Below are 25,044 nucleotides of genomic sequence, written 5' to 3' on the forward strand. Positions count from 1 at the left end.
ATAAAAACAAACAACAGATTTGTGTTAATTTTAGAAAGGGGAAAAAATGATAGATTTAACTTTACTTGGATGTGGTGGAAATGTACCCATGCCACATAGATTTTTGTCTTCTGTATTCATGAATTATAAAGGCAGAAAAATACTAATTGATTGTGGTGAAGGCACTCAAGTATCTATGAAGTTGAAAAAATGTGGCTTTAAAGATATAGACTTGATTTGTATAACACATTTACATGGTGACCATATATTTGGACTTTTAGGGCTTCTATCAACGATTGGAAATAGCGGTCGTACAAGTGATTTAACTATAGTTGGTCCTATTGGAATAATTGATTGTATTCGTTCTATGAGAAATTTAGTAGAGTACATACCCTATACTTTAAAAATTATAGAAAATCCTCAAGGTAGTTTTTCTTTAGATAATGAGTATTTGAAAAACATAGAGATTTCAACAATCCATTTAGAACACTCTATAGAGTGTATAGGATACAGTTTTAATTTTAAACGAAATCCTAAATTTGATATAAATAAAGCAACTCAAAATAAAGTTCCTAAAACAATATGGAAAAATCTTCAGGATGGTCAAAGTGTAGTTTTAAATTCAAAAAAATACACTCCAGACATGGTTTTAGGAGAACCAAGAAAAGGAGTTAAAGTAAGTCTTACAACAGATACAAGACCTATAGACTCAATACCTAACTTTATAAAAGATAGCGATTTATTTATATGTGAAGCTATGTATGGTGATGATTTAGATATTTCAAAAGCTGTCAAAAATAAGCATATGACTTTTAGAGAAGCTGCAAACCTTGCAAAACTAGGAAATGTTAAGCAACTTTTATTGACACACTTTAGCCCATCATTAGATATGCCTAACATGTACTTAGAAAATGCTACTAATGTTTTTGAAAATACGATTATTGGTGAAGATAGACTTAGCTTACACTTAAATTTTGATGAATAATTAATTTTACAGCTTTAGTAAAAATTATACTTAATAAAAATTTAGGAATGAACTTACCTTAGATAAAATTATTTTAGGGTAAACTCATTCCTTTAATATTTATTACTGTTATTTAATTTATTAATAGTTACTTAATTATTAATAGTTATTTAGATAAAATTATTTAGATACATTTCCAGCTACATTTAATACATCCCAGGTTCTTGCAAATGGTGGAGCATAACATAAATCTAACATCCCAAGTTGACTTGTGGTCATTTTTCCAAAGATAGCAGCTGCCAACACATTAGTTCTTTGAACAGCATCTTTAAAACCAGCTACTTGTCCACCTAAAATAACTTTTGTCTCTGCATCGTAAATAAGTTTTACATATATTTTATTTCTTCCAGGATAATAGTGAGTTTGATTATAATCAGAAATAAATTTGGATTTGAAGTTTAATCCCAAATCACTAGCTTGTTTCTCTGTAATTCCAGTTGAGGCAGCCTCCATATCCATAACCTTTATACAACTTGAGGATAGAGAACCTTGATAAGAGACTTCTTTACCTGCTAAGTTTTCTCCTACTATCCTACCTAATTTATTTGCTCCAGTTGCTAAAGGTATATATGCATTTTCATTACTCACTATATTCTTTATAGTTGCACAATCACCAGCAGAATATATATCTTCAACAGAAGTCCTGCCATATTCATCAACTACTATAGCTCCATTTTTTAATGTTTTTATATTTGTATTTTGTAAAAATTCCGTGTTAGGTTTTACACCAGTAGCAATTATCACAACATCTGTATCTATTGTGCCTTTATTTGTTATTACTTTTTCCACTTTATCTTTTCCAGACAATTCTACAACTATCTCATCCAAATGCAATTTTACATCGTGATTTCTTATTTCATCCTCTAAGACATCTGTAATTTCCTTATCAAATACTTGTGGTAATACTCTCTCTTCCAATTGAACTACATGTACATCTTTACCTAATTCTTTGCATGCTTCAACTGCTTCTAATCCTATAAATCCAGCACCTATTATTGTTACTTTTTTTATTTCTTTTCCACTTAATAATTTTTTTAGATATTCTCCATCATATAGGCTTTTTAGTGTAGAAACATTTTTTAAATCTATATTTTTTATAGGAGGCAGAATGCTTCTTGCCCCAGTTGCTATCATCAATTTATCATAGTAATCTTCGTATATCTCATCTGTTTTTACATTTTTTATTTTTATTTTCTTAGACTTAGTATCAACTGCAACAACCTCTCTAAATATATTTAAATCAATGCCCGATTCTCTAAGTTTTTCAGGTGTTCTTGCCAATAAATCATTAGCATCATCAAAAAAACCACCTACAAAATATGGCAACCCACAAGCTCCAAAAGACACTATTTCAGTTTTTTCATAAACTACAACCTCGTATTCAGGTTTAATTCTTTTTAATTTCGCTGCAGCACTCATACCAGCTGCAACACCACCAATTATTATTACTCTCATTTTATCTCTCCTTAGACGTCTAATTAATTTCTCTACTTAGTTTAAACTTTTCATTTAATATCTATTCTATGTATATATTTTCATGATAACTTTAGTTATTTTTTTAACATCTTTTTATTTGAAATCAAATTTTATAAAAGTTGTTCTTACATCCATTAATCTAATTCAAAGTCTTTAAACATATATTATACCCCCTTTTCATCTATTTAATCATATTTTGATAAATTAAATTATTTTATTCTATCTCGGTAAATTGTGATATAATATTGACATTTTTTTAATATATTGATATCATTTAAGCTTAGAAAAATTTATTTTTAGACAAAGGAGAAAAAATATTGGAAAACTCATTCTTATCACAATTTCTTATGATTACAGATTTTAAAACGATTTTTTTCATATTATTACTTATAGGTATATTTTTTATTGTTAGACAATTTGAAAAGAAAAAAATCAAATTTTCATTGAGAACAATATATGCTACAATAATTGGTCTTATATTGGGAATTATTATTCAAGCTTTTGCTGGTTTTCCTACTGATACAACTCAAATTACTTGGTTACAAGAAGTAAGCAAATGGTATAGTTTATTTGGTTCTGGATTTATGGACTTATTAAAAATGTTAGTAATACCTTTAGTTTTCTTATCAATTATAAAAGTAATTATTAACATGAAAGATAATAACCTTGGAACTTTGACATTTAAATCTTTAGGAATGCTCCTTATTACTACGGCTATAGCAGCAATTGTTGGAATTGTTGTTGCAAACACGATGAGATTAGGAGTAGGAGCTGATTTATCCAGTTTAGGTGGAAATCAAGAGCTTAAGGAAATAAACTCTCTTGTAGATACTTTAAGAGGATTATTACCATCAAATCCTGTAATGGCTATGGCAAATGGAAATATTGTAGCTACAATAATATTTGCTACATTTATAGGTACCTCAGTAAAGAGATTAAGTAAAAAACATTTTGAAACTATAAATCCATTTATAGATTTTATAGAAGCATCTTACAAAATAATTGTTAGTGTATCTATGACTGTTATCAAATTTATGCCTTATGCTGTAGTTGCACTACTTGCTAATACAATAACTTCACAAGGTATTAGTTCAATAATTTCTGTTTTATATTTTATATTAGCTCTTTATATATCAGTTGCAATATTATTTGTTATACATTTAATTTTTATAACTTTAAATGGTCTAAATCCTATTACTTATATAAAAAATTCAACTGAAGCTCTACTTCTAGCATTTACTTCACGTTCTAGTTTGGGAACATTACCTGTTACAATAGAAAGTTTAGTACAAAATCACGGAGTTGATGAGGGTGTATCAAGCTTTACAGCAAGTTTAGGTGCAAACATGGGTATGAATGGTTGTGCTGGCATATATCCTGCTTTAATGGCTGTTACTCTTGCTAATATGGCTGGAGTAAATATGGATATCAGTTTTTATGTTATGCTGTTAATTGTTATAACAATTAGTTCACTTGGAATAGCAGGTCTTCCAGGAACTGCTACAATAGCTGTTTCAGTTGTTATTTCTGGAGTAGGTCTTGGCTCTTATTTCCCACTAGTTGGTGGAATACTTGCAATAGACCCTATACTAGATATGGGACGTACAATGATAAATGTCAATGGTGCTATGGTATCTTCAATTACTGTAGGTAAGTCACTTGGAAAAGTCGATAAAGAAGTATTCAATAAGAAAAACATTTCTTAAAAAATATTATAAAAATAAATGGCTAACATAGTACAAAGTTAGCCATTTATTTTTTATTTTATTTACAAAATGGAAAAAATTCTTTTGTAAGGTTTTGAGGATATACAGATATAAAAACAAAGTCATAATCTTGAGACTTTGCATATTCTAATATATCTCCATCATAGTATCTAGGGTCTATCATATCCATAGTTGAACAAACAGAAGAAAAGAATGCTGCTGTTGGTACAATTAATGAGTCCTTAACAAATAACACTTTTAATCCTTCTGGATTTTCTATATTTTTAATTTTAACTAGTGGACGATTCCCCAATAAGTATGTAAAATATTTATCTGATTGTCCATCCATTAAATTAAGGTCAGCATTAAAAGGGTATGATAATATCAAACTCTCTTCAAACCTTCCTTTTAATTCAAATTTTTGAGATTTAGAATCTGTATAGTATGTATAATTCGTCTTAAATTTAGGATAAATTAGTGTAAAATCATCTATTCCACCATATAAAATTCCCGTCTTCCTTCCCATAGAACCAAGAAATGACCTAGGATATACAATCGAATTATAGTTTTCTTTATCTCTATAATAATAATTTTCATCTAATTTCATGTTATATTTTTTATTAAGCTGTTCAATCAATTCTCCAAATGCCCAAAAAGAAGTCTCTACTTTCCAATGGTGGTCTGTTTTAAAGAATAACTCATCTTTTGAAATACCACTTTTTAAAATATTTTTTCTAAAATCTATATAGTCAACATTATCATTTTTTAGTTCATTTAAAAAATTATCTGCTGTCTCATTACTATAGGAATAAGGTATGCCTTTAGGAAACTGTGTTACTCCTTTTATATATTTATCTGGAGTCATTAAATAAACTAATTTAGTATTTTGTTTATCCATTTCCTTAGAGAACTTACTTACTCTGTCTGACAATAAATCAACTTGATTTGGAGATTTAGCAAAATATGTGTAATGCATTTTGCCAGAAGTATCTTTCACAACACTAAACTTTGAAAATTCATTTTTACCCATTAGTTTTTGCAAATATCCATAAGTTTCAATAAAAGTATTTTTATATATCACTTTGTCATTTACTGTATTATCAATAGACGATATAGTATCCTTTAAACTATTCTTATCATTAATTGATTTTTTTATTTCTTGTATCATATCTTTTCCAGAATAACAGATATTAGAGATAGAGAAGGTGAATAAAACAACTAAGAATATAATTGTAGTTATTAGCCTTACTTTAAAAAATCTATTCATACTTTTCCTCCTCAGCTAAAAATTAAAGTAAATAAATGGATTATAACTTCCAGTTACTAAATATGTCACAGAAATAAAGAACAATAAAATAGAACAAATTGGATAAAATAAATTAAATAATGTACTGTATTTAGCTTGTTCAACAACAAATTTATTAACTTTTTTTGCAATAGGTACACTAAAAATAAATGCAAATATAAAGAAAATCAAATATTCTTTCAAGAACATATATGTATAGTCACTCCACATAACTCCACTTGCACCAAACATAGCTTTAAAATAGTTATATGCTTCATTTAAATTTGGAGCTCTAAACAGTACCCATCCAAAGTTTACTACTAGTAAAGTATAAATATGTTTTATGAGATTATGATTTTCAATCTTTTCAAACATTATAAATCTCTCTATAATTAAAAAAACAAAATTCAAAATCCCCCAAATCACAAATGTCCATTCTGCACCATGCCATATTCCAGTAAATAACCATACTATAAACATATTTCTAATCATAATGTCTTTATTTAAAACTCTAGAACCACCAAGTGGAAAGTATATATAACTCTTAAACCACATTCCTAAAGAAATATGCCATCTTCTCCAAAACTCAGAAATTGATTTTGAAATATATGGGTAATTAAAGTTTTCTTCAAATTTAAAACCAAACATAAGACCTAAACCTATGGCCATATCTGAATACGCAGAAAAGTCAAAAAATATTTGTAAAGTATAAGCTATTGAACCAAGCCAAGCCAACGATGTAGCTATTGAACCTTGACTATTCATAGTGTAAATATAATCTGCTACTATTGCCATATTATTAGAAATTAATATTTTTTTACCTAAACCAGTTATAAACCTACATGTTCCAATAGAAAATTTATTCCATGTTTCTTTTCTGTTATGAATTTGTTCTGCAACACTTTCATATCTAACTATAGGCCCTGCTATTAATTGTGGGAAAAAAGCTATATATAATCCTACATAAAAAGGATTCTTTTGAACTTCTCCATGTCCACGATAAACATCTATAACATAAGACATTCCTTGAAAGGTAAAAAATGAAATACCTATAGGTAAAACAATGCTTGGAATCGCAAGTTCTGTGTTAATAAGCGAACTAATATTTCTTAGTGCAAAAGCTAGATATTTAAATATAAATAGAACACCTATATTATATATACACATCAAAATCAAAATAATCTTTACTTTTACTTTACTTTTTCTATATCTGTCTACTATCAAACCAAATATATAATTCATTATTATAGAAGCTATCATAATAACAACAAATTTCGGCTCTCCCCAGGCATAAAAAAATAAACTAACAATAAGTAATATCATATTTTGGATTGTCCGATTAAATCTAAATAAATAATATAATACCAAAGTTATTGGCAAAAAATAAAATAAAAAAATCAAACTTGAAAATAACATGTTATACCTCCTCTCTTTACTCAGTTTTTAAGTGTTTTTTCCAATATAAGTATATCCCTAAGCATATTGCTAATAAGGATATAAATAAAATGCGAATAAAATTTACACTATTATTCATAGCATTTACTGTTTTCATATTTTGTACGGTTGGTGATTGTTTAGGTGATACTAAGGTATACGGAACACCATCTTTATCTTTTTGATTAATACTCCAAGACTGAGTCAATACTATCTTCTTTCCAACTTTAAACTTGTCATCAACATTAACTTTTAAAATAATTTCTCCAGGTTGTACTTCATTATTTAATGTTAATTTACCTTCCTGAGATATATTTACATTGTTTTGTTTTTCTACAAATGAGTACTTAATTTTTGAACTCTGTTCCAGTCCTGACACTTTATATTGACTTATACTTTGACCCAATACAGGTATTTGTACTTCTTCATCACCAATTATTTTAATATTATGCAAGGATTCAAGTTGCTTCTCTAAAAGTAAAGATACTTTTCTTATAGTAATAACATTATGTTCTTCACTAGATGGAATAAATGTGATTCCCCACCCGTTAATATCTGATAGAACATCTGAATCTAACATGACATTATTTTTATCATTTATAAAACTGCTAAAATTCACATAAATTTTTCCCTCAAACTCACCTGGTATATCTATGCATCCATCTTTTATTTTATCTGAATATATTATATTTTGATTTTCAATAAATATTTCGCTACCTTCTTTTAACTTAAAGTCAAGCGTATCCTTACTTTGTATGTTTAAATTAATTCGCTGAGGACTTTTATTCTTATTTTGAATCTCAATATAAAAATTATGGAATACATTCCAGTCATCTTTTATATTTTTATAAATATATAGATAACGTTCTTTATTATTTTTAGAACTATCTGTCTCTATTTTTATACTTGTATTTTCATGTATAATGTTAGCACTTAAATTACTTTCCACCTTTTTAAAAGATAAATCTAAATTTTTATTACTTATTCCTGAACTTGTAAAAGTACTGTTTATAAAAAAAATAAACACTAAAATAAAATATTTTAAATAACACAAAAACACTTTTAAAATTTTCATTTTATCTCTCCTAAATATATTTCATTGGCTCAAACTCATCTGTGCATTCGTCTTTCTTTTCATTAGGTTTTGAAATTATAATTGTTTTATGTTGTAATATCCACTCCATCATTTCCTCCCTTAAAAATAAATTTTGCATTATACTATCAATATTATTTACTTTGTATAAAACACCCCTCATATCGGCTTTACCTTCACATAAATCACACTCAAGTATAATATTTTCATTAAGTTCTATTTCTATTTTTTGAGGATAAATATCTTTATTTTCAAAACCTAGTAATACATACTGATAATTAAAATTTACCAGTTTTACCTTACCTATATTTTCTATATCACTTTGGAAATCTGTATTAATTCTTGGACTTCTTCTCGATAAAGTTTTAGATTTTTCAATACGTTTTTTTACATTAATTTGCAAGTCATCAAAAAAACCTAATTGATTAGATATTGTCATTGGCAAAGTCGGCACCCTATCATGAACAATACACATCCAATTATCAAATTGATTGTCTTCAATGTGTGTAATGTAACATGCATACTTCCACTTTGAGTTTATTTCCACAACATTAACTATCTTTGCCTTCATACTAGCTATATATATTTCATTTCCTGATTTTTCTTTAAACTCTACCTCAAATTCTTCTGGAGAAATATACTCTGGATTTTCCAACAAAAACGCAAATCCATTTTCTGATATATCAATTGTTTTTGAAGAAAGAATGTACGAATTTTGCTTTAGTTTAAAATCAATTTCAGCAACATAACGCTCAGATTTTCTTAATTGTTGTCTTCCTGATATAAACAGCATGGCCATAATAAGATTAAAAAGATTTCCAATTAACCAAAACAGTACGACTGAGTATGTCATTGAATTCATTTTAAATATTGATATAAACATCTTTAAGATTCCTATTATAGATAGCACTATGTATATAAAATATGGTGCTCCTTGCAAAACCTTATATATTCTTTTTTCTTCTGCTTTACTCTTATTGGTTACTGAAAATTTATTCTTAGATATTGCAAATGTTTCAAGTATTACTGCTGGCATTAAAGACTGAAACATTATAGTTTCATATATATTAGTCCATCTTGTGTTTCTTATATTTTGAGAAAATATTTTAAGGGATAAACTACTTAAAATATACATAGGTAACCAAAATATCAATACTTGAAGTAATGTGCATTTTACAACAATTACATTAAAGACTGAAAATAAAATGGGAGCCATTATATAAGTAAAGCGTTTTATACTTGCATACCAATAAGTAATTGAAGAAATATAACTTATTTTCTGCCAAAATCCTAAACCTTTTCTAAACAAAATATTCAATCGTCTACCTGTCTGTATGCATCCACGTGCCCATCTTTCACGTTGTTTAATAAGGCTTTTTAAATCTATTGGAGATAATCCTGATGCATGTACTTCTGGAATAGCATAGCATCTATATCCTTTACTTTGAATTAAAATCCCTGTTGCAAAATCTTCTGTGATAGAAAAAGTATAAAATCCTCCAACTTCATCTAAAGCTTCTCTTGAAATAACTGTATTACTACCACCATAAATTACAGAATTGGTTTTATTTCTAGCTAATTGAATATCTCTATAAAAATAATCTTGTTCATTTGGAATTCTACCTTCAGAGTGTAAATTAAATTGAAATAAATCTGGATTATAGAAACTTTGTGGTGTTTGCACAAAACCAATCTTTTCGTATTGTTCTTTTTCTCCATCTTTTTTAGCCTGTTCATTTTTTAAAAAGTATGGTACTGTATCAATTAAAAAATCATGCATTGGTATCATATCTGCATCAAATGTAGCAATCAAAGGAGAGTTTGTATGCTGCATTGCATTATTTAGGTTTCCAGCTTTGGCTCCTTCTCTTTCTGTTCGAGTTATATAATTGACACCCATTTTTTCTGACAGAAGACGCATTTCTTCACGATTACCATCATCACATATATATATATGTACCTTTTTCTTATCAGGATATTGCATATGAAGACATCCATTTATTGTTTTTCTTACCAAGTCAACAGACTCATTATATGTTGCAATAAATACATCCACAGGTGGATAAAGTTCTTCACTTATAATTGGCTTTTCAGGATACTCAATATTAGACATTCCATAATAATGTACAAACATTTCCATCATCCCTATTAACTCCACTGAAAGTAGTATTATCGCACAAATTAATGCAAACATCCCTTCTTCTTTAGGTATTGTATAAAAAATTCTCCACAATATATATATAATATTAGTAATAATAGTTAAGGTTATAAGTACCTTTTTTGAATTTTTCTTCATCAAATCACCTCTTTCCTACTAGTGCATTCAATATATCTTCATCCCAAGTACCTTCAACTTGATTATATATTCCAAATCCAGAGGCAAGTTCCCAGTAAGCCCATGAAAAATTTCGTTTTTCAGCCTCTTCTCTTACTGCTTTTATCCAAGCTACTCTTGAAGCTTCTGGTGCCTCTTTTGTTATTCCAAACTCTCCCAATAAAACTTTTACATTATTTTTATTAGCCCATTTCTCTACTGTATCAAATCTTTTCTTTAGATACTCAAGTTGTTCATTTGTTCCTTCCCAAGTAATATTGCTTAAGTTCTCAAACCCTTTATGATAGATATTTCCTTGGAATGCAAAATCATTTGGTTCATAATAGTGAAATGAAACTACTATATTAGAGTTTTTAGGAATATTTAAATCCTTTAAATAATCAATTTGGTAGTAATTGTATGGACCCACTATAATTGTCCTTTTAGGATTAGTTTTTCTAATTATAATTATAGCTTCTTTAAAGTATTCATTTAGTAACTGTGGAGATAGGCTTTCTTTAGGCTCATTTAATAATTCAAAAACCAATTTTTTATCATATTTTTGATATCTATTAGCTATTTGTTGCCATATTTTTAAAAACTTCTCTTTATTAGTTTGTGGTTCTTTCATAATGTCTTCAAAGTGATGTAAATCTAACACAACTACTAACTCTTTATCCAAAGCATACTTTATATGCCCATCAATCTTTTTGAAGAATTCTTCATCAATTTTATAATCATTAGAATCTGAGGTGTAATCAGAAAATCTTACTGGTATACGGACTGTATCAAAACCTGCCATTTTTATATCATCAAAATACTTATTTGACATTTTAACATCCCAAGGAAAATTTTTTGGTGATTCTAACGCATTACCTATGTTTATTCCTCGTTGCATTGTAACTTTATCACTATCTCCTCTTATTATAAAATAAAATCCAATAAAAGCTATACTCAAAAAGGCTGCTATACTAATACCTATTCTTTTTATGTTCCTCTCCCCCTAACTTATTTTTTGTATAATATTACTTTACTAGTTTTAGTCTATCTTATAGAAGCTTTAATATCATTAGTACCCTATTATAACAAATTAAATTATATCATGTTATCTCTAATTATGCTTCTTTATAAATTTTATTCTAAATATACTTTTAAAAAAATATAAGGCAGTATATCTTAAAATAACTTTGATTATTTCTCGATATAATGCCTTATATTTTTTATAACTTATCTAACAAATCTAAAACTTGTTTTTTGACCTTATCATATCCAAAATTATCTAGTGAATATCCAAGCTCTATATTTCCGAAACCTTTAATTTCAGCATTTTCTTTTTTATTTAATAGAGTTTGCATAAGCTCAACTTCTATATATTCTCTTCCCTTTTCTTTTTCTAACATAGTAAATAACTCAAAATCTTGTATGCCAAATCTTAAGTTTTCCATTCTAACACTTCTAACAGGCTTTAAATCTTTTCCAGGATAAACAAAGAACATATCTCCAGCTTTCCAAATAGGGAATTTGTAACTTGCGTCTTTCCAAGGGTCTTCTGTCCATAAATTATAATCCCATCTTAAAAATCCATCAAGACCAAAATAATAAGTGTACCACCCTATTATTCTATTTTCTACAAAAGGAGAACTTATAAAACTATTTGGTTTTTCTGGGAAACAACAAACAAACCAAGTCAATATTCCACCTTTATCATGCATTTTTTTCTTTAGATTTTCTATATCTTTATAATTTTGAATAGTAAGTTTTAAATTTATTGACATGTCATCAACTTCATCTTTAGCTCTATCTAAAAAGTTTTGGTCATGAGTTGCTGATTTATATTTAACTTGATGAGTACTTACAGTAGAGTTTATAAATTTGATACACTCTTTTACAACCTCTGGATTATTTGGTTCATCGGCTATAATTCTGATGCTATCCCATAGACCACATTCTATTAAATGATTTAATACTAATCCTATATACTCTTTTAAATCATCTGTATTATTTATGAATTTAAACACTTTGTCTTTTTCATCAAAGTATCTTACTCTTATAGGGTCTTTATAGCCCTCTATAGGGTTTCCAAACTCTCCAGCACACCAATTACCTAACAGACCAAATAAATCTATCTCCTGAGCCATTTTGTACTTACTAGCTATACTTATATACTTGTCCATGCTTTCAAAATTACACTTGATATTTCCATCTAAATCTTTTGAGACACCTACCATGTTGTATTCATATAAGTTTGATGGATTTTTATAGACTTTATAACAACTTTGACCTGCCCATGGATAATCTGAAACTATAACTGTTGCAACTTTTTCTCCTAAAGATGCTAGTTCTTTGAGATAATTATCTATTATCTCAAAATGTATATCAGACCACAATTCAACTTTATACATTCTAGCTAGACAACTTGGATGTTGCCATAAATCTAAAAAGAATTTACTTTCGTCCAAAGGCTTTAACACAACATTTTTTACTTCTATAGGCACATCAACTGTAAAAACTTTTTCTTCATCTTCATAACCAAAACTTTTGAATATATCAATACTTATATTAAACTTATTTCCTAAAAAATCCTCAGGTACTTGCCCTTCAATCCAAAACGTTTGAGGCAAATATTGTTCCACTAGTACATCTTTATCTCTCAAAATAGCATCATTTACAAATGCTTTTGTATCATCTTGAACGTACCCTAATATATTTATACTAAAATTATTTTCTAATCCATCAGGCACATTTAGACCTAATCTTACTCTATTTCCCAAGCCTTTCCATGATATAGCACTACTACCATCAATTGTGCAATTAAATTCTTCTGTAGCTTTCAGCATAATTTGAAATGCAAATTTTTCACCTTTAGCTACTACAATATTTAAATCCTTATGTTCCCAAGTTTCAGCTTCTATAACTGAGTATTTATTGTGTTTAAATGTGCAATCTTTCAATACATATGAAATTTCCATGGTTTAATTTCCTCCGCATCTATAGTTTTATTTTGTATTTTTAAATTAGACTATTTAACCTTTTATACCAGATAAAGATACACCCTCAACAAATTTACTTTGTAAAATTAAATAGAAAATAAATGGAGGTAAAAATGTTATTGTTGCTCCTGCCATCATTTGTCCATAATTTGTTATCTGAAATGTCTTAAGAGTGGATAACCCTACTGTTAATGTCCTCATTGCATCTTTAGTTGTTGCTATAAGAGGCCACATAAACTCATTCCATGCTCCCATGAAAGTAAATATAGCTAGTGTAATTAATGCTGGTTTGATTAGAGGTAACACTATTTGTACTAAAATTCTAAGGTCTGAACAACCATCTATTTTTGCTGATTCTAAGAGTTCTTTTGGTACTCCTAAAATAGCTTGTCTCATTATAAATACACCAAATGCAGTTGGTATTGGCATAATAAGAGCCAAATAACTATTTATCCATCCTAAATGTTTCATTATTATATAAAGTGGTATCATTGTAACCTGAGATGGTATAATTAAAGTCATTATCATAAATAAAAATAACTTATCACTACCTTTAAAATCCATCTTCGCAAAAGAATACCCTGCTAATGTACTAAATACTAAGTTTAACAGTACTCCTGAAAAAGATACTATGGCTGTGTTTAAAAAATATTGCGTAAATCCTTTTTTAGTAAATATATCTATATAGTTTTGAAGTGTTACTGTTGAAAAAGATATATCCAAATTGTACGAATTATATGTTACCTTTAATGATATTATCAACATGTATATAAATGGTACTAAGCTTGCACATGCTATAAATAATAGCAACCCATCACTCAATAATCTCTTTGTTGTTTTCATATTATACCTACCTTTCTAAAAATCTGAACTGTCTCGTTTTACAAGTTTATTTTGTAAAATTGAAACTACTGCTATCAACAAAAATAATACATTTGCTACAGTCATTGCATATCCAGAATTGAAGTTTTTAAAGTTTAAGTTAAATGCATGCATAACTATACTCATAGTAGATATCCCTGGACCTCCACCTGTCACAGTATAAACCAAGTCAAATACTTGTAACGACCATATTGTTCCTAAAAACACAACCATTATTGTAGTTGGCTTTAGTAGTGGAACTGTTATTTTCATAAATTCTTGAAGTTTTGTAGCTCCATCAACCTTTGCTACCTCATAACAATGTTTTGGTAAATTCATTATAGCTGAAATATAAATTACCATAAAATATCCTATATTTTTCCACATAGATATAAACATAAGCGTAGGAAGTGCTGTTTTACTATCTCCCAAAAGTTTAGATGATTCTATTCCAAAAGCACCTAACAATTGATATATAATTGAACCTTCTCCATTTAATAAAGCTCTCCATACCATACCAATCAAAACCATAGACGACAATACAGGTATAAATATAGCTCCTTTAGCAAATGAAGCTATTTTACTATTTCCTTTTCCTGTAATCCAAACTGCCAAAATCAACGATAAAATAGTCTGGCAAGGTACTACTATAATAGCAAATTTAATCGTATTTATAATAGATACTTTTAATGTCTCATCTGTAAATAATTTTTTATAATTTTCTAAGCCTATAAATGTTGCTGGACTAATAATATTGTACTTTGTAAAACTAAAGTATATTGACATTATTATTGGTAATACATAAAATGCCACTAAAATTATGCCCAATGGTAATATGTATATATATGGTTTAATATTTAATTTTAATTTTTTTCTTGTTGAATTTTCTTCAAACTCTCTAACTAAGTTATTCATTTTTATCCTCTCCAATATAAATATTAGCATTGTACTTATAAATACAATGCTAATTTTAATCTGTAAAGTATTTTATAACATCTTACAGCCTTAAACTTTTATTGTGCTAATAAATCATTTGAATATTTTGCAGCATCATCTAACGCTTGTTTTGGAGTTTTATCTCCTGAAATCATAGTTTGAAGTTCTTTCCATAAATATTCATATATTTCAACACCATGTGGTCCTACTACCAATGGTCTATATACATCCTTATCATTTTCAACCATTGCTTTAAATCTTTCATCACCTTGATATGGTTCCCCTTTTGTTATTGGTGCTCTTGGTATCGCTTTATGGAATTCTGTCATTGATTCAACACTTAACATATGTTGTATTAATTTATATGCAAGTTTTTTATCTTTTGCTGATGACATTAAAGATAAATGGTCTACTGCTCCAAAAGTTGCAGCTTTCTTGTCTTCTAAACCAGTTACAAATCCCCAATTTAAATCTGGGAATGACTTATCAAATACACTTGTTGCAGCAGAAGACAACATTATAGTAAAGGCTGCTTTCCCTGGTCCAAATACACTTTCTATCATTTCATTGCTATCTTTAGATAAAGAATCTTCAGGTACATATGCTTGTAATTCTTTTAAGAAATTAGCTGCTTCTAAACCACTCTTATCATTAAATTTAACTGATTTTAAATCATCATTAAATATATCTCCACCAGCTTGCCATAAATATGGATACCAGTTCCAGTTCATGTTACCAAAAGTTTTAGCTCCCCATCCTTGAGCTAATCCCCATTGGTCTATTTTTCCATCGCCATCAGTATCCTTTGTTGCTTTTTGGCAGATTCTTTTAAAATCTTCCCATGTTTTAGGAGGTTTTTCTCCTATTTTATCTAGAATATCTTTGTTGTAGTATAATACACCTGGATTTGCTGCTTGGAATGGCATTCCATACATTCCACCCATCATTTCAGATGTTTTTATGTAAATAGATTGTTCTTTATCCTCTTTAGTTGCATAGTCAGTTAAATCTTCTACTGCTCCACTTTGTATAAACTGAGGATACATTTCTGCATACATATATCCAACATCAGGGCCTTCATCAGCACTTATGGCTGTTGCAAATTTTTCTGAATAATTTTCCCAAGGAATTATCTGTAAATCTACTTCACAGTTATTTTTTTCCTCAAATTTATCTAAAATAGGGTCCCAAACTTCCTTCATATTATCTTCTACTGGTGGCATCCAAAGAACTAGCTTTTCTTTTTCCCCATCCTTTTTTGCATCTTTTCCACTACCACTTGAACACCCTGTTATAAGTGTTGTAGTCATAATTGCCACCATAGCTAGTGAACACAATTTTTTCAACATACTCACCTTAATTCCCTCCATCTTGTTTGGTTTTTCTTTTTTCATTGTAATTCTACATAATTTTACTCCATTTAAAATATTATCAAAGCATGTATTTCTTGTCTAATCAGTTTTTTCTATATATTTTTTTTTATTATAGTTTTTTTCTATAGTGCCATTTTTAATTTTATTTTTTATGGCAATCAATATAGTTAAAATAAACTAGAATTTTTTAGTGAAATTTTTAATTTGAAAGTCTCTTTTATTAAATTACAACACAAAAAATAGACCATATAATTATATGGTCTGTTTTCATCTACTTAAAAAAGTTTATTTTTTAGGTCTAAGTTCAGCTTTATCTCTTTTTATTTCTTCTAATATTTCTTTTAAATTATACTCAACACTAGAAAGCACATCTTCTGCATATTCAATTGAACCAATTCTTATCTCATTGGCTATTCTTTCAGCCCTATCAACTATATCCTTAGCTCTTTGGTCTGCTTGAACAACAGGTTCACTTGACTCTACATAGGCTTTTACTACATCTTCAGAATTTTTCTTTAATTCTTCTATATTTTCTTGATATTCTTGCTGTATTCTTTCAGCTTCTTTTTGTGCTTGTTCAACTATGTTTGTAGCATCTTGTTTAGCTTGGCTTATTATTTTATTTCTTTCTTTATTTATCCAGACTGCCTGTGTTACTTCCTCTGGTATTAAAGTTCTTATATCATTAACTATTGCTAAAACTTCATCCTTATCTACAGTGCATTTATGAGAAAACGGAATTGTAGAAGCACTTCTAAATATCTCCTCTAACTGATCAAATAGTTCAATCATTTCTAAATCTATCTTCATATATCAATTACCCCCAGTAGTTTTTTTCTTTAATTCTTCCAAAACAATTTTTGGAACCAAATTTTTTATATCAGCATCAAAGAGCAAAACCTCTTTTATTAAAGATGAACTTATAAATGAATATTTTGTACAACTTGGTAAAATTATAGTCTCTATATCTGGATTAAGCTCTCTATTCATATGAGCCATTTGAAGCTCATAATCAACATCTGCACCACTTCTTACACCTCTAACTAATGCTCCAATTCCATTTTCTTGACAGTAACTTATTAATAGCCCATCAAAAGTTACAACTTTTATATTCTCTAGATGGCTTGTACTTTTTTTTATAAGTTCTACTCTTTCATCAAAGCTAAATAGACCTTTTTTATTAGGATTATTTAGGACTCCTATTTGTAATTCGTCAAATAACTTCGAAGCCCTGCAAATAATATCTAAATGTCCATTAGTGATTGGGTCAAAGCTTCCTGCAAATATAGCTTTTCTAGGTTTATTTTCCATTTTATGCCTCCATCTTATAAAAAGTTAATGTAGTATTTCCATATTTTTTATCTTTAGTTTTTTCTAACTTACATATTTTATCTGGAAATAAATCATTAGTATCATGTTCTACAACTATTATTCCATCTTCATTCAATAAATTGGAATTATCAATTTTTTCAATAGCTTCTATAAACATATTTTTATAATACGGAGGGTCCATAAAAATTATGTCAAATTTACTATTTTGTAACTTAAGCTTATCTATAGCAGTTTTAAAATCAAGGTTTAAAATAAAACTCTCATTTTCAACCCTTGCTTTTTTTATATTAGATTTAACAATTTCTATACTTTCTTTACTAATATCTACAAAAGTACATTCTTTGGCACCTCTTGACAAACACTCTATCCCTAAAGAACCAGTTCCAGCAAATAAATCTAGAACTTCACTTTCCATTATATATGAATTTATTATATTAAATAAAGACTCTTTTACTCTATCCGTTGTTGGCCTTACATCTTCATTTTTTGGAGTATTTAATTTTAATCCTCTTGCTTTTCCTGAAATTACTCTCAATATGACAATCTCCCTTCAGCACATTCTTACATCAATAATATTTTAACATAAATTAAAATCAATTTAATGAAATTTCTTCCAATGTATCTTTAAATTTATCTATAATTTCCTTTTTAAGTGGAATATTCTCTTTCAATTGTAGATTATTATCTTCACCTAATATATATCGAGCTTCCTGCTGTGCTAATTTTAATATTTTTATATGCTTAAACAAATTTGCTACTTTTAATTCTGGAAGTCCATGTTGTCTGGTCCCAAAAAACTCTCCAGGTCCTCTTATTTCTAAATCCTTTTCTGAAATTCTAAACCCATCATTTGTTTCTTCCATTATAGACATTCTCTGCCTGCATACATCTGTTTTAGAGTCGTAAATTAGCACACAATATGACTTATGGCTTCCTCTCCCAACTCTACCTCTAAGCTGATGTAATTGTGCAAGTCCAAACCTTTCAGCATTCTCTATTATCATTAGAGTTGCATTTGGCACATTGACACCAACTTCTATAACTGTTGTTGAAACCAAAATATCTATTTCTTTATTCTTAAAGTTACTCATTACTTCATCTTTTTCACTTGATTTCATTTTCCCATGAAGAAGTCCAAGTCTTAAATCTGAGAAGTATTCAGCTCTTAATTCCTCTACTAATTCAACAGCTGACTTAGCTTCTATTGATTCACTTTCTTCAACTAGTGGACATACAATATATACTTGCCTTCCCGATTCAACTTCTCTTCTTACTAGGTTATTGTAAGCTCTATCTCTCTTGCTCTTTTCAATAGCAAGTGTTTCTATTGGCTGTCTACCTGGGGGGAGTTCATCTATAATAGAAATATCTAAATCTCCATAAAGTATAAGTGCTAATGTTCTTGGTATTGGTGTTGCTGTCATTACCAGTATATCTGGATTTATTCCTTTTAATGAAAGTCTACTTCTTTGCATAACTCCAAATCTATGCTGCTCATCTGTTATAACTAGACCAATATTATTAAATTCAACTTTATCTTCAATTAATGCATGTGTTCCTATCAATATATCAATTTCATTATTTTTAATTTGTTCTAATACCATATCTTTTTGTTTTTTTGTAAGACTACCTATTAATAGACCTACATTTATACCAAAATCTTTTAAGGTTTCAGTAAGTGAAATATAATGCTGTCCTGCTAATATCTCTGTAGGTGCCATCAAAGCTCCTTGATAACCATTTAAGACACAATTTGCAAGTGCTAAGAGAGCAACTACTGTTTTACCACTACCTACATCACCTTGAACTAATCTATTCATTATTTTATCAGAATTCATATCATTTATAATTTCATCTAATGCTCTATTCTGAGCTTTAGTCAATTTAAATGGTAAAGAACTTATTATATTCTTTAAACTTTCACTTGTTGTAAATTTTATTCCGTTTTCTTTATTTCTTCCACTTTTAAATACAAACAGTCCCAACTGTAATATAAGTAATTCTTCAAATACAATTCTATATAAAGCTATTTTTAACGATTCCTTATTGCTTGGTGAATGAATATTTCTAACTGCAAAATCTATATTACATAATCTATATTTTTCTATAATTCTTTGTGGCATATATTCTTGTATAATTAATTCCTTATCTTCAAGTACAGTCTTAATTATGCTCATAATCTCTTTATTTGTAACACCATATGTAAGTTGATACACTGGCATAAATCTACATGTATTTTTAGGTGAATTAGTAAGGTACTCTAATTCACACGATGTAAGTTCTAAGTTATTAAATCTTTTCTTAACTTTTCCAAAAACCAATATTGAATCTCCAGGTCTAAATGTATTTTTTATATAAGTTTTATTAAAAAACACTAGTTTAGCCGAACCAGTTTCATCTTTTACATCAATCTTTGTTAAAGTCATTCCTTCTTTTGGACTAAATGTATTTATATTTGATATTACTGCTTTTATTGTAGCTTTTTCATCATTCTCCAACTGCGCTATTTTCTTAAGATTGTTTCTATCTTCAAATTGCCTTGGAAAATAATACAATAAATCTTTTAATGTGAATATACCCAGCTTATTTAGCTTACATGCCTTTTTAGGTCCTATCCCTTTAACATATTGAACATCTTTATATAAATCCAACAAATATATCACCTACTACACAAAAATCCTGTACAACCAACTTTATAAAAGCTACATGGTCATACAGGTTCTTATAATCATTATTCAACTGAAATTAAGTAATAATAAAGAGGTTGTCCTCCATAATATAATTCCACATCTACATCTTCAAATTTTTCTTCTAAAGAAGTACGAAGTTCATTTGCCTGAGATTCTGTAACATCTTCACCAAAGAATAAAGTTATTATAGCAGTATCCTCATCAACCAATTTTTCAATAAGATTTGATGTTACTTCATCTACATAATCCCCTGCTGATAATAATTTACCTTCTGCAATTCCAATTATATTACCTTCTTTAACATCAATTTCATTCATTACTGTATCCCTAACAGCAAAAGTTACTTGACCTGATTTAACTGAATTTAAAGCATTCATCATAGCTTCTTCATTTTCATCTTCACTTAATTCTCCATTAAATGTTACTAATGCAGCAAATCCTTGAGGTGTGTTTTTTGTAGGTATAACTATTATATTTTTATCACTCAATTCTTTAGCTTGGTTAGCAGCCATTATTATATTGCTGTTATTTGGGAAAATAAATATATTTTTAGCATTTATATCCTTTATGGCATTCATAAAATCTTCAGTACTTGGATTCATAGTTTGACCACCTTCTATTATATGGTCAACACCAAAGTCTTTAAATATATTTGCTAATCCTTCACCCATAGAAGTAGCTATGAATCCAAATTCTCTTTCTTCCTCTAAAGGCTCACTATCATTTTCTTTTTTTTCTTCTACTTCCAATATTGTATTTTCATGTTGTAACTTCATATTTTCTATTTTTATAGTTAATAATTGACCATACTTTAGAGCTTCTTGAAGCACGTTTCCTGGGTCATTAGTGTGTACATGTACCTTTATGACCCCATCATCTCCAACTACTGCTAAACTATCGCCATAAGCCATCATTATATCTCTTATTTTCGTATCTTCTACTTTAGAACTTTCTAGTATAAATTCTGTACAATAACAGTATTTTATATCATCTGTGCTAGTACTATTCTTTGGGAAGTCTATATTTGTTGCAATATTAGTGTCTAGGCTAGTATTTTTTATTTCTATATTGTTACCTTTTATGGAAGCTAACATACCTTCATATATAAGTACAAGCCCTTTTCCTCCAGAATCAACTACACCAGCATCCTTCAGATTTTTTAGAAGGTCTGGAGTTCTTTCTAGTGAAGCATTTGATTCCTTTACAAGCATACTTAAAAACTTTACTACATCTTTTTCTTTTTTAGCAGCTTTTACTGCAAACTCTCCGCTCTCTCTAACTACAGTAAGTATAGTTCCTTCAATTGGTTTTATTACAGCTTTATAAGCTGTATCAGAACCATTTTTAAAAGCTTTTGCTAAATCATCTGTTGATAATTTACTTTTTCCCTCTATAGACTTAGCTATACCTCTAATTATTTGTGAAAGTATAACTCCTGAGTTTCCTCTTGCACCCATTAAAGAACCTTTAGATAGTGCTTTTCCGATGTCTGATATATTATCATTGTCTACTTTCGCTAACTCTTTTAAGGCATAAGATATAGTTAAGGACATATTAGTCCCTGTATCTCCATCTGGTACAGGGAATACATTTAATTTGTCAACTAAATCTTTATTGTTTTGGAGATTGTTTGCACCTGAAATGAACATCTCTCTTAACCTTTTACCATCTATATACTGAATCATTTCTTTCCTCCTATAAAATTACTTCACTCTTATTCCTTGTACATTAATATCAATTTTAGTGACTCTTACACCAGTCATCTTTTCAACTACATATTTAACTCTATCTATTATGTTATTTGCAACTGTAGATATATTTGTACCATATTGTATTATAACATAAAGTTCTATTGCTATGGCATCTTCTTCTACTTCTTCTACTCTAACACCTTTAGTAGCATTTTCACCTTTTAATAATTCTACTATTCCTTTAGATTTAGATGCTAAACCTACTAGACCATAACTTTCCATTGCAGCTCTATATGTGACTTGAGCTATTACTTGATTATCTATTTCTATACTTCCATATTGATTCATTACCTTTGCACTCATGGTTGACCCCCTTAAGTTTTTTTTATTAAAAATGTTTCTTAATTTATTTTTTACTATTTTTACTTATTTATTATATAAAATTATAATCATATCATACTATAAATATGGTATAATTTAAACCTAGAAAAGTTTTTGGATAAAATTTCTTGTACTGTCTATATATTTAAAGAAAAATAATAATTATTTTTCAAATATATTTACTTTATATAAAATTATATATATAATTTTATATGATAATGAGAAATTCTTCAATATATGTAAGGCAAATATATATTTCTATTGCAAATTTTTGTTATTTATGATAATATAAATATGTTTTTAGTCTTTAAATAGTTATCATTTTAAGGAGGTGTGCGTAGATGGCAAAAGTATGTAGCGTATGTGGTAAAGGTAAGGTTTCTGGAAACCAAGTATCACACTCAAATAAACATAATAAAAGAACATGGTCAGCTAATTTAAGAAGCGTAAGAGCGATTATAGATGGAGCTCCTAAGAGAGTAAAAGTTTGTACTAGATGTTTACGTTCTGGTAAGATTGAAAGAGCTTAATAGCCACGTTTAAAAGCCTACTTCCGAAAGTAGGCTTTTTAAATTTAATCATTTTTACTCTTTCTCATAAATTTTAAAACTATGTTTGAAATCCATTTTGGTAACTTTATTGTTACTACTTTCATCAATACTCACCCCACACTTTATAGTTAAAATTATTTTAACAAAAAAATAATAATGCTCCACATCCAATAAGTATTAATGCGGTAAGTGCTGACCAAATCCAGCCAGGAAGCAACATAGATAAAATTACTGCCATTCCTGTTGCTAGACACAGTATTCCTAGCAATACCTTAGACTTGTTATTTCTCATGGAACACCTCCACATAGAACTTGTATCTACAAATATTTTCATATTTAAGTTTATGCGATAAGTTCCTATTTTAGACCGATAAATACATTATGTAATTTTAATTTTTTATACTGGAATTATTACTATCTTCTGATGCAGATTCTATAATATCTAAAATACCTCTTTTTTTACTTAACCTTTCAGGTCCACTATATAGAACTACTGGTATAACTTTTGGGAGTTTAAAATCTTTGCTTTCTATTTCTTCAAGACTCTTTTTCATTATAAAGCTTTTCCAAATTTGCTCTCTGTATGATTTTAATCTTGGTACAATCTCAGTATCCATTTCTGTTTGAAACTCCAACACTATATAGTGTGAAATTTTACGATTTTTAGAAAAAACTTTATAAATTATATCTACTTCCTTTCCTTTATATTCACATATAAAAGATGTTTCTAACTCTATACTTTTAAGAGTTAATTCCTTTGCTATTGAGACGCTTGTAAAATTTTGAATCAAACTTAAAAAACTTTCTTTATCTGAATACAGCCTTCTATATTCTTCACGTTTTTCTTTGCTTCTTTTTAAATTCATACAATTCCTCCCAGGTTATAGATTCTCTATCTTTTGATAAAAATAATCTATAAATTTTATTTTTTAATTTTCACTAGTGATTATTGACACTTATGATTAAAATATCCAATAAAGATATTTTTTTATATTTTTATTAAAAGATATGAATTTTTATATTTTAATATATTGACATTGACGTTGCGTAAAAGTGTATATTTAATTTATAGGAGGTATTACTTATGGAATATACAGTTCAGAAATTAAGTAAAATAGCTGGTATAAGTACTAGAACCCTTAGATACTATGATGAAATCGAGCTTCTTAAGCCACTTAAAATAAATTCCTCAGGTTATCGTATATATGGTCAAAATGAAGTTAATAAGCTACAACAAATACTTTTTTATAGAGAGTTAGGCATTAGCTTAGAAAATATAAAAAACATTATAAACTCACCAACTTTTGACAGTCTAAATGCATTAAAAGAACATCATAGCAAATTACTAGCTAAAAGAAAACAAATTGACTTACTGATAGAAAATGTAACTAAAACTATAGCATTGAAGGAGGGAAAATATATTATGACAGATTTAGAAAAATTTGAAGGTTTTAAAGAAAAGATGATTGATGAAAATGAAAAAAATTATGGAACTGAAATTAGGGAAAAATATGGTGAAGATGTAATCAATCAATCAAATAGAAAATTAAAAAATATGTCTAAAAAAGATTATGAGGACTGGCAGGATTTAAGTACTGAGATAATTAGTAAACTCAAAAAAGCTTTTAAAACTGGTAATGCATCTAATGAACTTTCTCAAGAAGTTGCAAGATTGCATCATAAATGGTTGAGTTACACTTGGAATACCTATTCTAAGGAAGCTCATGCTGCTTTAGCACAGATGTATGTAGATGATGAACGTTTTACATCATATTATGATAAAGAACAGCCTGGACTAGCAAAGTTTCTAAGAGATTCCATAGTATTCTATACAAGATAACAATCAATGTAAAGTAATAAAAAGAGTGCTACTTTAAAATAGCACTCTTAAAAAATTTTATTTTTCAAATTATATAGTTATAATCTGT

22 protein-coding genes are annotated in these 25,044 nt (G+C 28.3%); 4 read left to right on the forward strand and 18 right to left on the reverse strand.

Features of this window, described 5'->3' with window-relative positions; translation table 11 throughout:
- The first annotated feature begins 46 nt into the window (after positions 1–46).
- Positions 47–964 carry a ribonuclease Z gene (locus IC174_RS10530; RefSeq protein ID WP_227432507.1) on the forward strand — a complete coding sequence of 306 codons (918 nt, stop codon included), beginning with the start codon at positions 47–49 and terminating at the stop codon, positions 962–964.
- Positions 965–1,123: 159 nt separating this feature from the next.
- Here IC174_RS10530 and IC174_RS10535 read toward each other — a convergent pair whose 3' ends face one another.
- The gene (locus IC174_RS10535; protein ID WP_227482869.1) at positions 1,124–2,458 is read right to left on the reverse strand and encodes a CoA-disulfide reductase; all 1,335 of its coding nucleotides are present in this window, start codon (positions 2,456–2,458) and stop codon (positions 1,124–1,126) included.
- Between the two features lie 338 nt (positions 2,459–2,796).
- Between IC174_RS10535 and IC174_RS10540 the strand changes: the two genes are divergently transcribed.
- The gene (locus IC174_RS10540; protein ID WP_227432505.1) at positions 2,797–4,185 is read left to right on the forward strand and encodes a cation:dicarboxylate symporter family transporter; all 1,389 of its coding nucleotides are present in this window, start codon (positions 2,797–2,799) and stop codon (positions 4,183–4,185) included.
- 58 nt (positions 4,186–4,243) lie between these two features.
- On the opposite strand, the gene IC174_RS10545 is transcribed toward IC174_RS10540, so the two are convergent.
- The 15 genes from IC174_RS10545 to IC174_RS10615 form a co-directional block, all read right to left on the reverse strand.
- Positions 4,244–5,452: an alginate O-acetyltransferase AlgX-related protein gene (locus IC174_RS10545; RefSeq protein ID WP_227482870.1), complete on the reverse strand. Its 1,209-nt coding sequence runs from the start codon at positions 5,450–5,452 to the stop codon at positions 4,244–4,246.
- A gap of 15 nt (positions 5,453–5,467) precedes the next feature.
- Positions 5,468–6,886, reverse strand: a complete 1,419-nt coding sequence (locus IC174_RS10550; protein ID WP_227432503.1) for an MBOAT family O-acyltransferase — start codon at positions 6,884–6,886, stop codon at positions 5,468–5,470.
- A gap of 16 nt (positions 6,887–6,902) precedes the next feature.
- Entirely contained in the window at positions 6,903–7,979 is a 1,077-nt protein-coding gene (locus IC174_RS10555; RefSeq protein WP_227482871.1) for a hypothetical protein, read from the reverse strand.
- A gap of 10 nt (positions 7,980–7,989) precedes the next feature.
- A complete protein-coding gene (locus tag IC174_RS10560) occupies positions 7,990–10,293 on the reverse strand; it encodes a glycosyltransferase (protein WP_227482872.1) in 2,304 nt (767 codons plus the stop codon).
- A gap of 4 nt (positions 10,294–10,297) precedes the next feature.
- The gene (locus IC174_RS10565) at positions 10,298–11,269 is read right to left on the reverse strand and encodes a glycoside hydrolase family 5 protein (protein WP_227482873.1); all 972 of its coding nucleotides are present in this window, start codon (positions 11,267–11,269) and stop codon (positions 10,298–10,300) included.
- 262 nt (positions 11,270–11,531) lie between these two features.
- Positions 11,532–13,280 carry a DUF4091 domain-containing protein gene (locus IC174_RS10570; RefSeq protein WP_227482874.1) on the reverse strand — a complete coding sequence of 583 codons (1,749 nt, stop codon included), beginning with the start codon at positions 13,278–13,280 and terminating at the stop codon, positions 11,532–11,534.
- Positions 13,281–13,334: 54 nt separating this feature from the next.
- Positions 13,335–14,144 (reverse strand): carbohydrate ABC transporter permease, encoded by an 810-nt coding sequence (locus tag IC174_RS10575; RefSeq protein WP_227432498.1) that lies wholly within the window; start codon positions 14,142–14,144, stop codon positions 13,335–13,337.
- Between the two features lie 15 nt (positions 14,145–14,159).
- Positions 14,160–15,077, reverse strand: a complete 918-nt coding sequence (locus IC174_RS10580) for a carbohydrate ABC transporter permease (protein ID WP_227432497.1) — start codon at positions 15,075–15,077, stop codon at positions 14,160–14,162.
- 98 nt (positions 15,078–15,175) lie between these two features.
- The gene (locus IC174_RS10585; RefSeq protein ID WP_227845603.1) at positions 15,176–16,492 is read right to left on the reverse strand and encodes an ABC transporter substrate-binding protein; all 1,317 of its coding nucleotides are present in this window, start codon (positions 16,490–16,492) and stop codon (positions 15,176–15,178) included.
- A gap of 264 nt (positions 16,493–16,756) precedes the next feature.
- Entirely contained in the window at positions 16,757–17,281 is a 525-nt protein-coding gene (locus IC174_RS10590; protein WP_227432496.1) for a hypothetical protein, read from the reverse strand.
- 3 nt (positions 17,282–17,284) lie between these two features.
- Positions 17,285–17,782 (reverse strand): pantetheine-phosphate adenylyltransferase, encoded by a 498-nt coding sequence (coaD, locus tag IC174_RS10595; RefSeq protein ID WP_227432495.1) that lies wholly within the window; start codon positions 17,780–17,782, stop codon positions 17,285–17,287.
- A 1-nt stretch (position 17,783) separates the two neighbouring features.
- Positions 17,784–18,338 (reverse strand): 16S rRNA (guanine(966)-N(2))-methyltransferase RsmD, encoded by a 555-nt coding sequence (gene rsmD, locus IC174_RS10600; protein ID WP_227432494.1) that lies wholly within the window; start codon positions 18,336–18,338, stop codon positions 17,784–17,786.
- 58 nt (positions 18,339–18,396) lie between these two features.
- Positions 18,397–20,454, reverse strand: coding sequence for an ATP-dependent DNA helicase RecG (gene recG / locus IC174_RS10605; protein WP_227432493.1), 2,058 nt, complete (start codon positions 20,452–20,454; stop codon positions 18,397–18,399).
- An 80-nt stretch (positions 20,455–20,534) separates the two neighbouring features.
- Positions 20,535–22,178: a DAK2 domain-containing protein gene (locus tag IC174_RS10610; protein WP_227482875.1), complete on the reverse strand. Its 1,644-nt coding sequence runs from the start codon at positions 22,176–22,178 to the stop codon at positions 20,535–20,537.
- A gap of 18 nt (positions 22,179–22,196) precedes the next feature.
- Entirely contained in the window at positions 22,197–22,547 is a 351-nt protein-coding gene (locus IC174_RS10615; RefSeq protein WP_227432491.1) for an Asp23/Gls24 family envelope stress response protein, read from the reverse strand.
- 359 nt (positions 22,548–22,906) lie between these two features.
- On the opposite strand from IC174_RS10615, the gene rpmB reads away from it, so the two are divergent.
- Complete coding sequence (rpmB, locus tag IC174_RS10620) at positions 22,907–23,095, forward strand: 50S ribosomal protein L28 (protein WP_003416297.1); 189 nt, start codon at positions 22,907–22,909, stop codon at positions 23,093–23,095.
- A 160-nt stretch (positions 23,096–23,255) separates the two neighbouring features.
- Here the strand turns inward: rpmB and IC174_RS10625 are convergent, their stop codons facing one another.
- Positions 23,256–23,408, reverse strand: coding sequence for a hypothetical protein (locus tag IC174_RS10625; protein WP_009893656.1), 153 nt, complete (start codon positions 23,406–23,408; stop codon positions 23,256–23,258).
- Between the two features lie 97 nt (positions 23,409–23,505).
- Positions 23,506–23,982 (reverse strand): Rpn family recombination-promoting nuclease/putative transposase, encoded by a 477-nt coding sequence (locus IC174_RS10630; protein ID WP_227432490.1) that lies wholly within the window; start codon positions 23,980–23,982, stop codon positions 23,506–23,508.
- Positions 23,983–24,200: 218 nt separating this feature from the next.
- On the opposite strand from IC174_RS10630, the gene IC174_RS10635 reads away from it, so the two are divergent.
- Entirely contained in the window at positions 24,201–24,956 is a 756-nt protein-coding gene (locus tag IC174_RS10635; protein ID WP_227482876.1) for a MerR family transcriptional regulator, read from the forward strand.
- Positions 24,957–25,044 lie beyond the last annotated feature (88 nt).

It is taken from the genome of Clostridioides sp. ES-S-0001-03, from assembly GCF_020676075.1.
In the GTDB taxonomy this organism is placed as follows: Bacteria; Bacillota; Clostridia; order Peptostreptococcales; family Peptostreptococcaceae; genus Clostridioides.

Coding starts and splice junctions, on each gene's coding strand:
- IC174_RS10535 (WP_227482869.1), bottom strand. CDS start 2,458: ATGAGAGTAATAATAATTGGTGGTGTTGCAGCTGGTATGAGTGCTGCA.
- IC174_RS10610 (WP_227482875.1), bottom strand. CDS start 22,178: ATGATTCAGTATATAGATGGTAAAAGGTTAAGAGAGATGTTCATTTCA.
- IC174_RS10615 (WP_227432491.1), bottom strand. CDS start 22,547: ATGAGTGCAAAGGTAATGAATCAATATGGAAGTATAGAAATAGATAAT.
- IC174_RS10570 (WP_227482874.1), bottom strand. CDS start 13,280: ATGGAAATTTCATATGTATTGAAAGATTGCACATTTAAACACAATAAA.
- IC174_RS10580 (WP_227432497.1), bottom strand. CDS start 15,077: ATGAATAACTTAGTTAGAGAGTTTGAAGAAAATTCAACAAGAAAAAAA.
- IC174_RS10585 (WP_227845603.1), bottom strand. CDS start 16,492: ATGAAAAAAGAAAAACCAAACAAGATGGAGGGAATTAAGGTGAGTATG.
- IC174_RS10575 (WP_227432498.1), bottom strand. CDS start 14,144: ATGAAAACAACAAAGAGATTATTGAGTGATGGGTTGCTATTATTTATA.
- IC174_RS10625 (WP_009893656.1), bottom strand. CDS start 23,408: ATGAGAAATAACAAGTCTAAGGTATTGCTAGGAATACTGTGTCTAGCA.
- IC174_RS10635 (WP_227482876.1), top strand. CDS start 24,201: ATGGAATATACAGTTCAGAAATTAAGTAAAATAGCTGGTATAAGTACT.
- IC174_RS10590 (WP_227432496.1), bottom strand. CDS start 17,281: ATGAAGATAGATTTAGAAATGATTGAACTATTTGATCAGTTAGAGGAG.
- IC174_RS10550 (WP_227432503.1), bottom strand. CDS start 6,886: ATGTTATTTTCAAGTTTGATTTTTTTATTTTATTTTTTGCCAATAACT.
- rpmB (WP_003416297.1), top strand. CDS start 22,907: ATGGCAAAAGTATGTAGCGTATGTGGTAAAGGTAAGGTTTCTGGAAAC.
- coaD (WP_227432495.1), bottom strand. CDS start 17,782: ATGGAAAATAAACCTAGAAAAGCTATATTTGCAGGAAGCTTTGACCCA.
- IC174_RS10530 (WP_227432507.1), top strand. CDS start 47: ATGATAGATTTAACTTTACTTGGATGTGGTGGAAATGTACCCATGCCA.
- IC174_RS10545 (WP_227482870.1), bottom strand. CDS start 5,452: ATGAATAGATTTTTTAAAGTAAGGCTAATAACTACAATTATATTCTTA.
- IC174_RS10630 (WP_227432490.1), bottom strand. CDS start 23,982: ATGAATTTAAAAAGAAGCAAAGAAAAACGTGAAGAATATAGAAGGCTG.
- IC174_RS10560 (WP_227482872.1), bottom strand. CDS start 10,293: ATGAAGAAAAATTCAAAAAAGGTACTTATAACCTTAACTATTATTACT.
- IC174_RS10555 (WP_227482871.1), bottom strand. CDS start 7,979: ATGAAAATTTTAAAAGTGTTTTTGTGTTATTTAAAATATTTTATTTTA.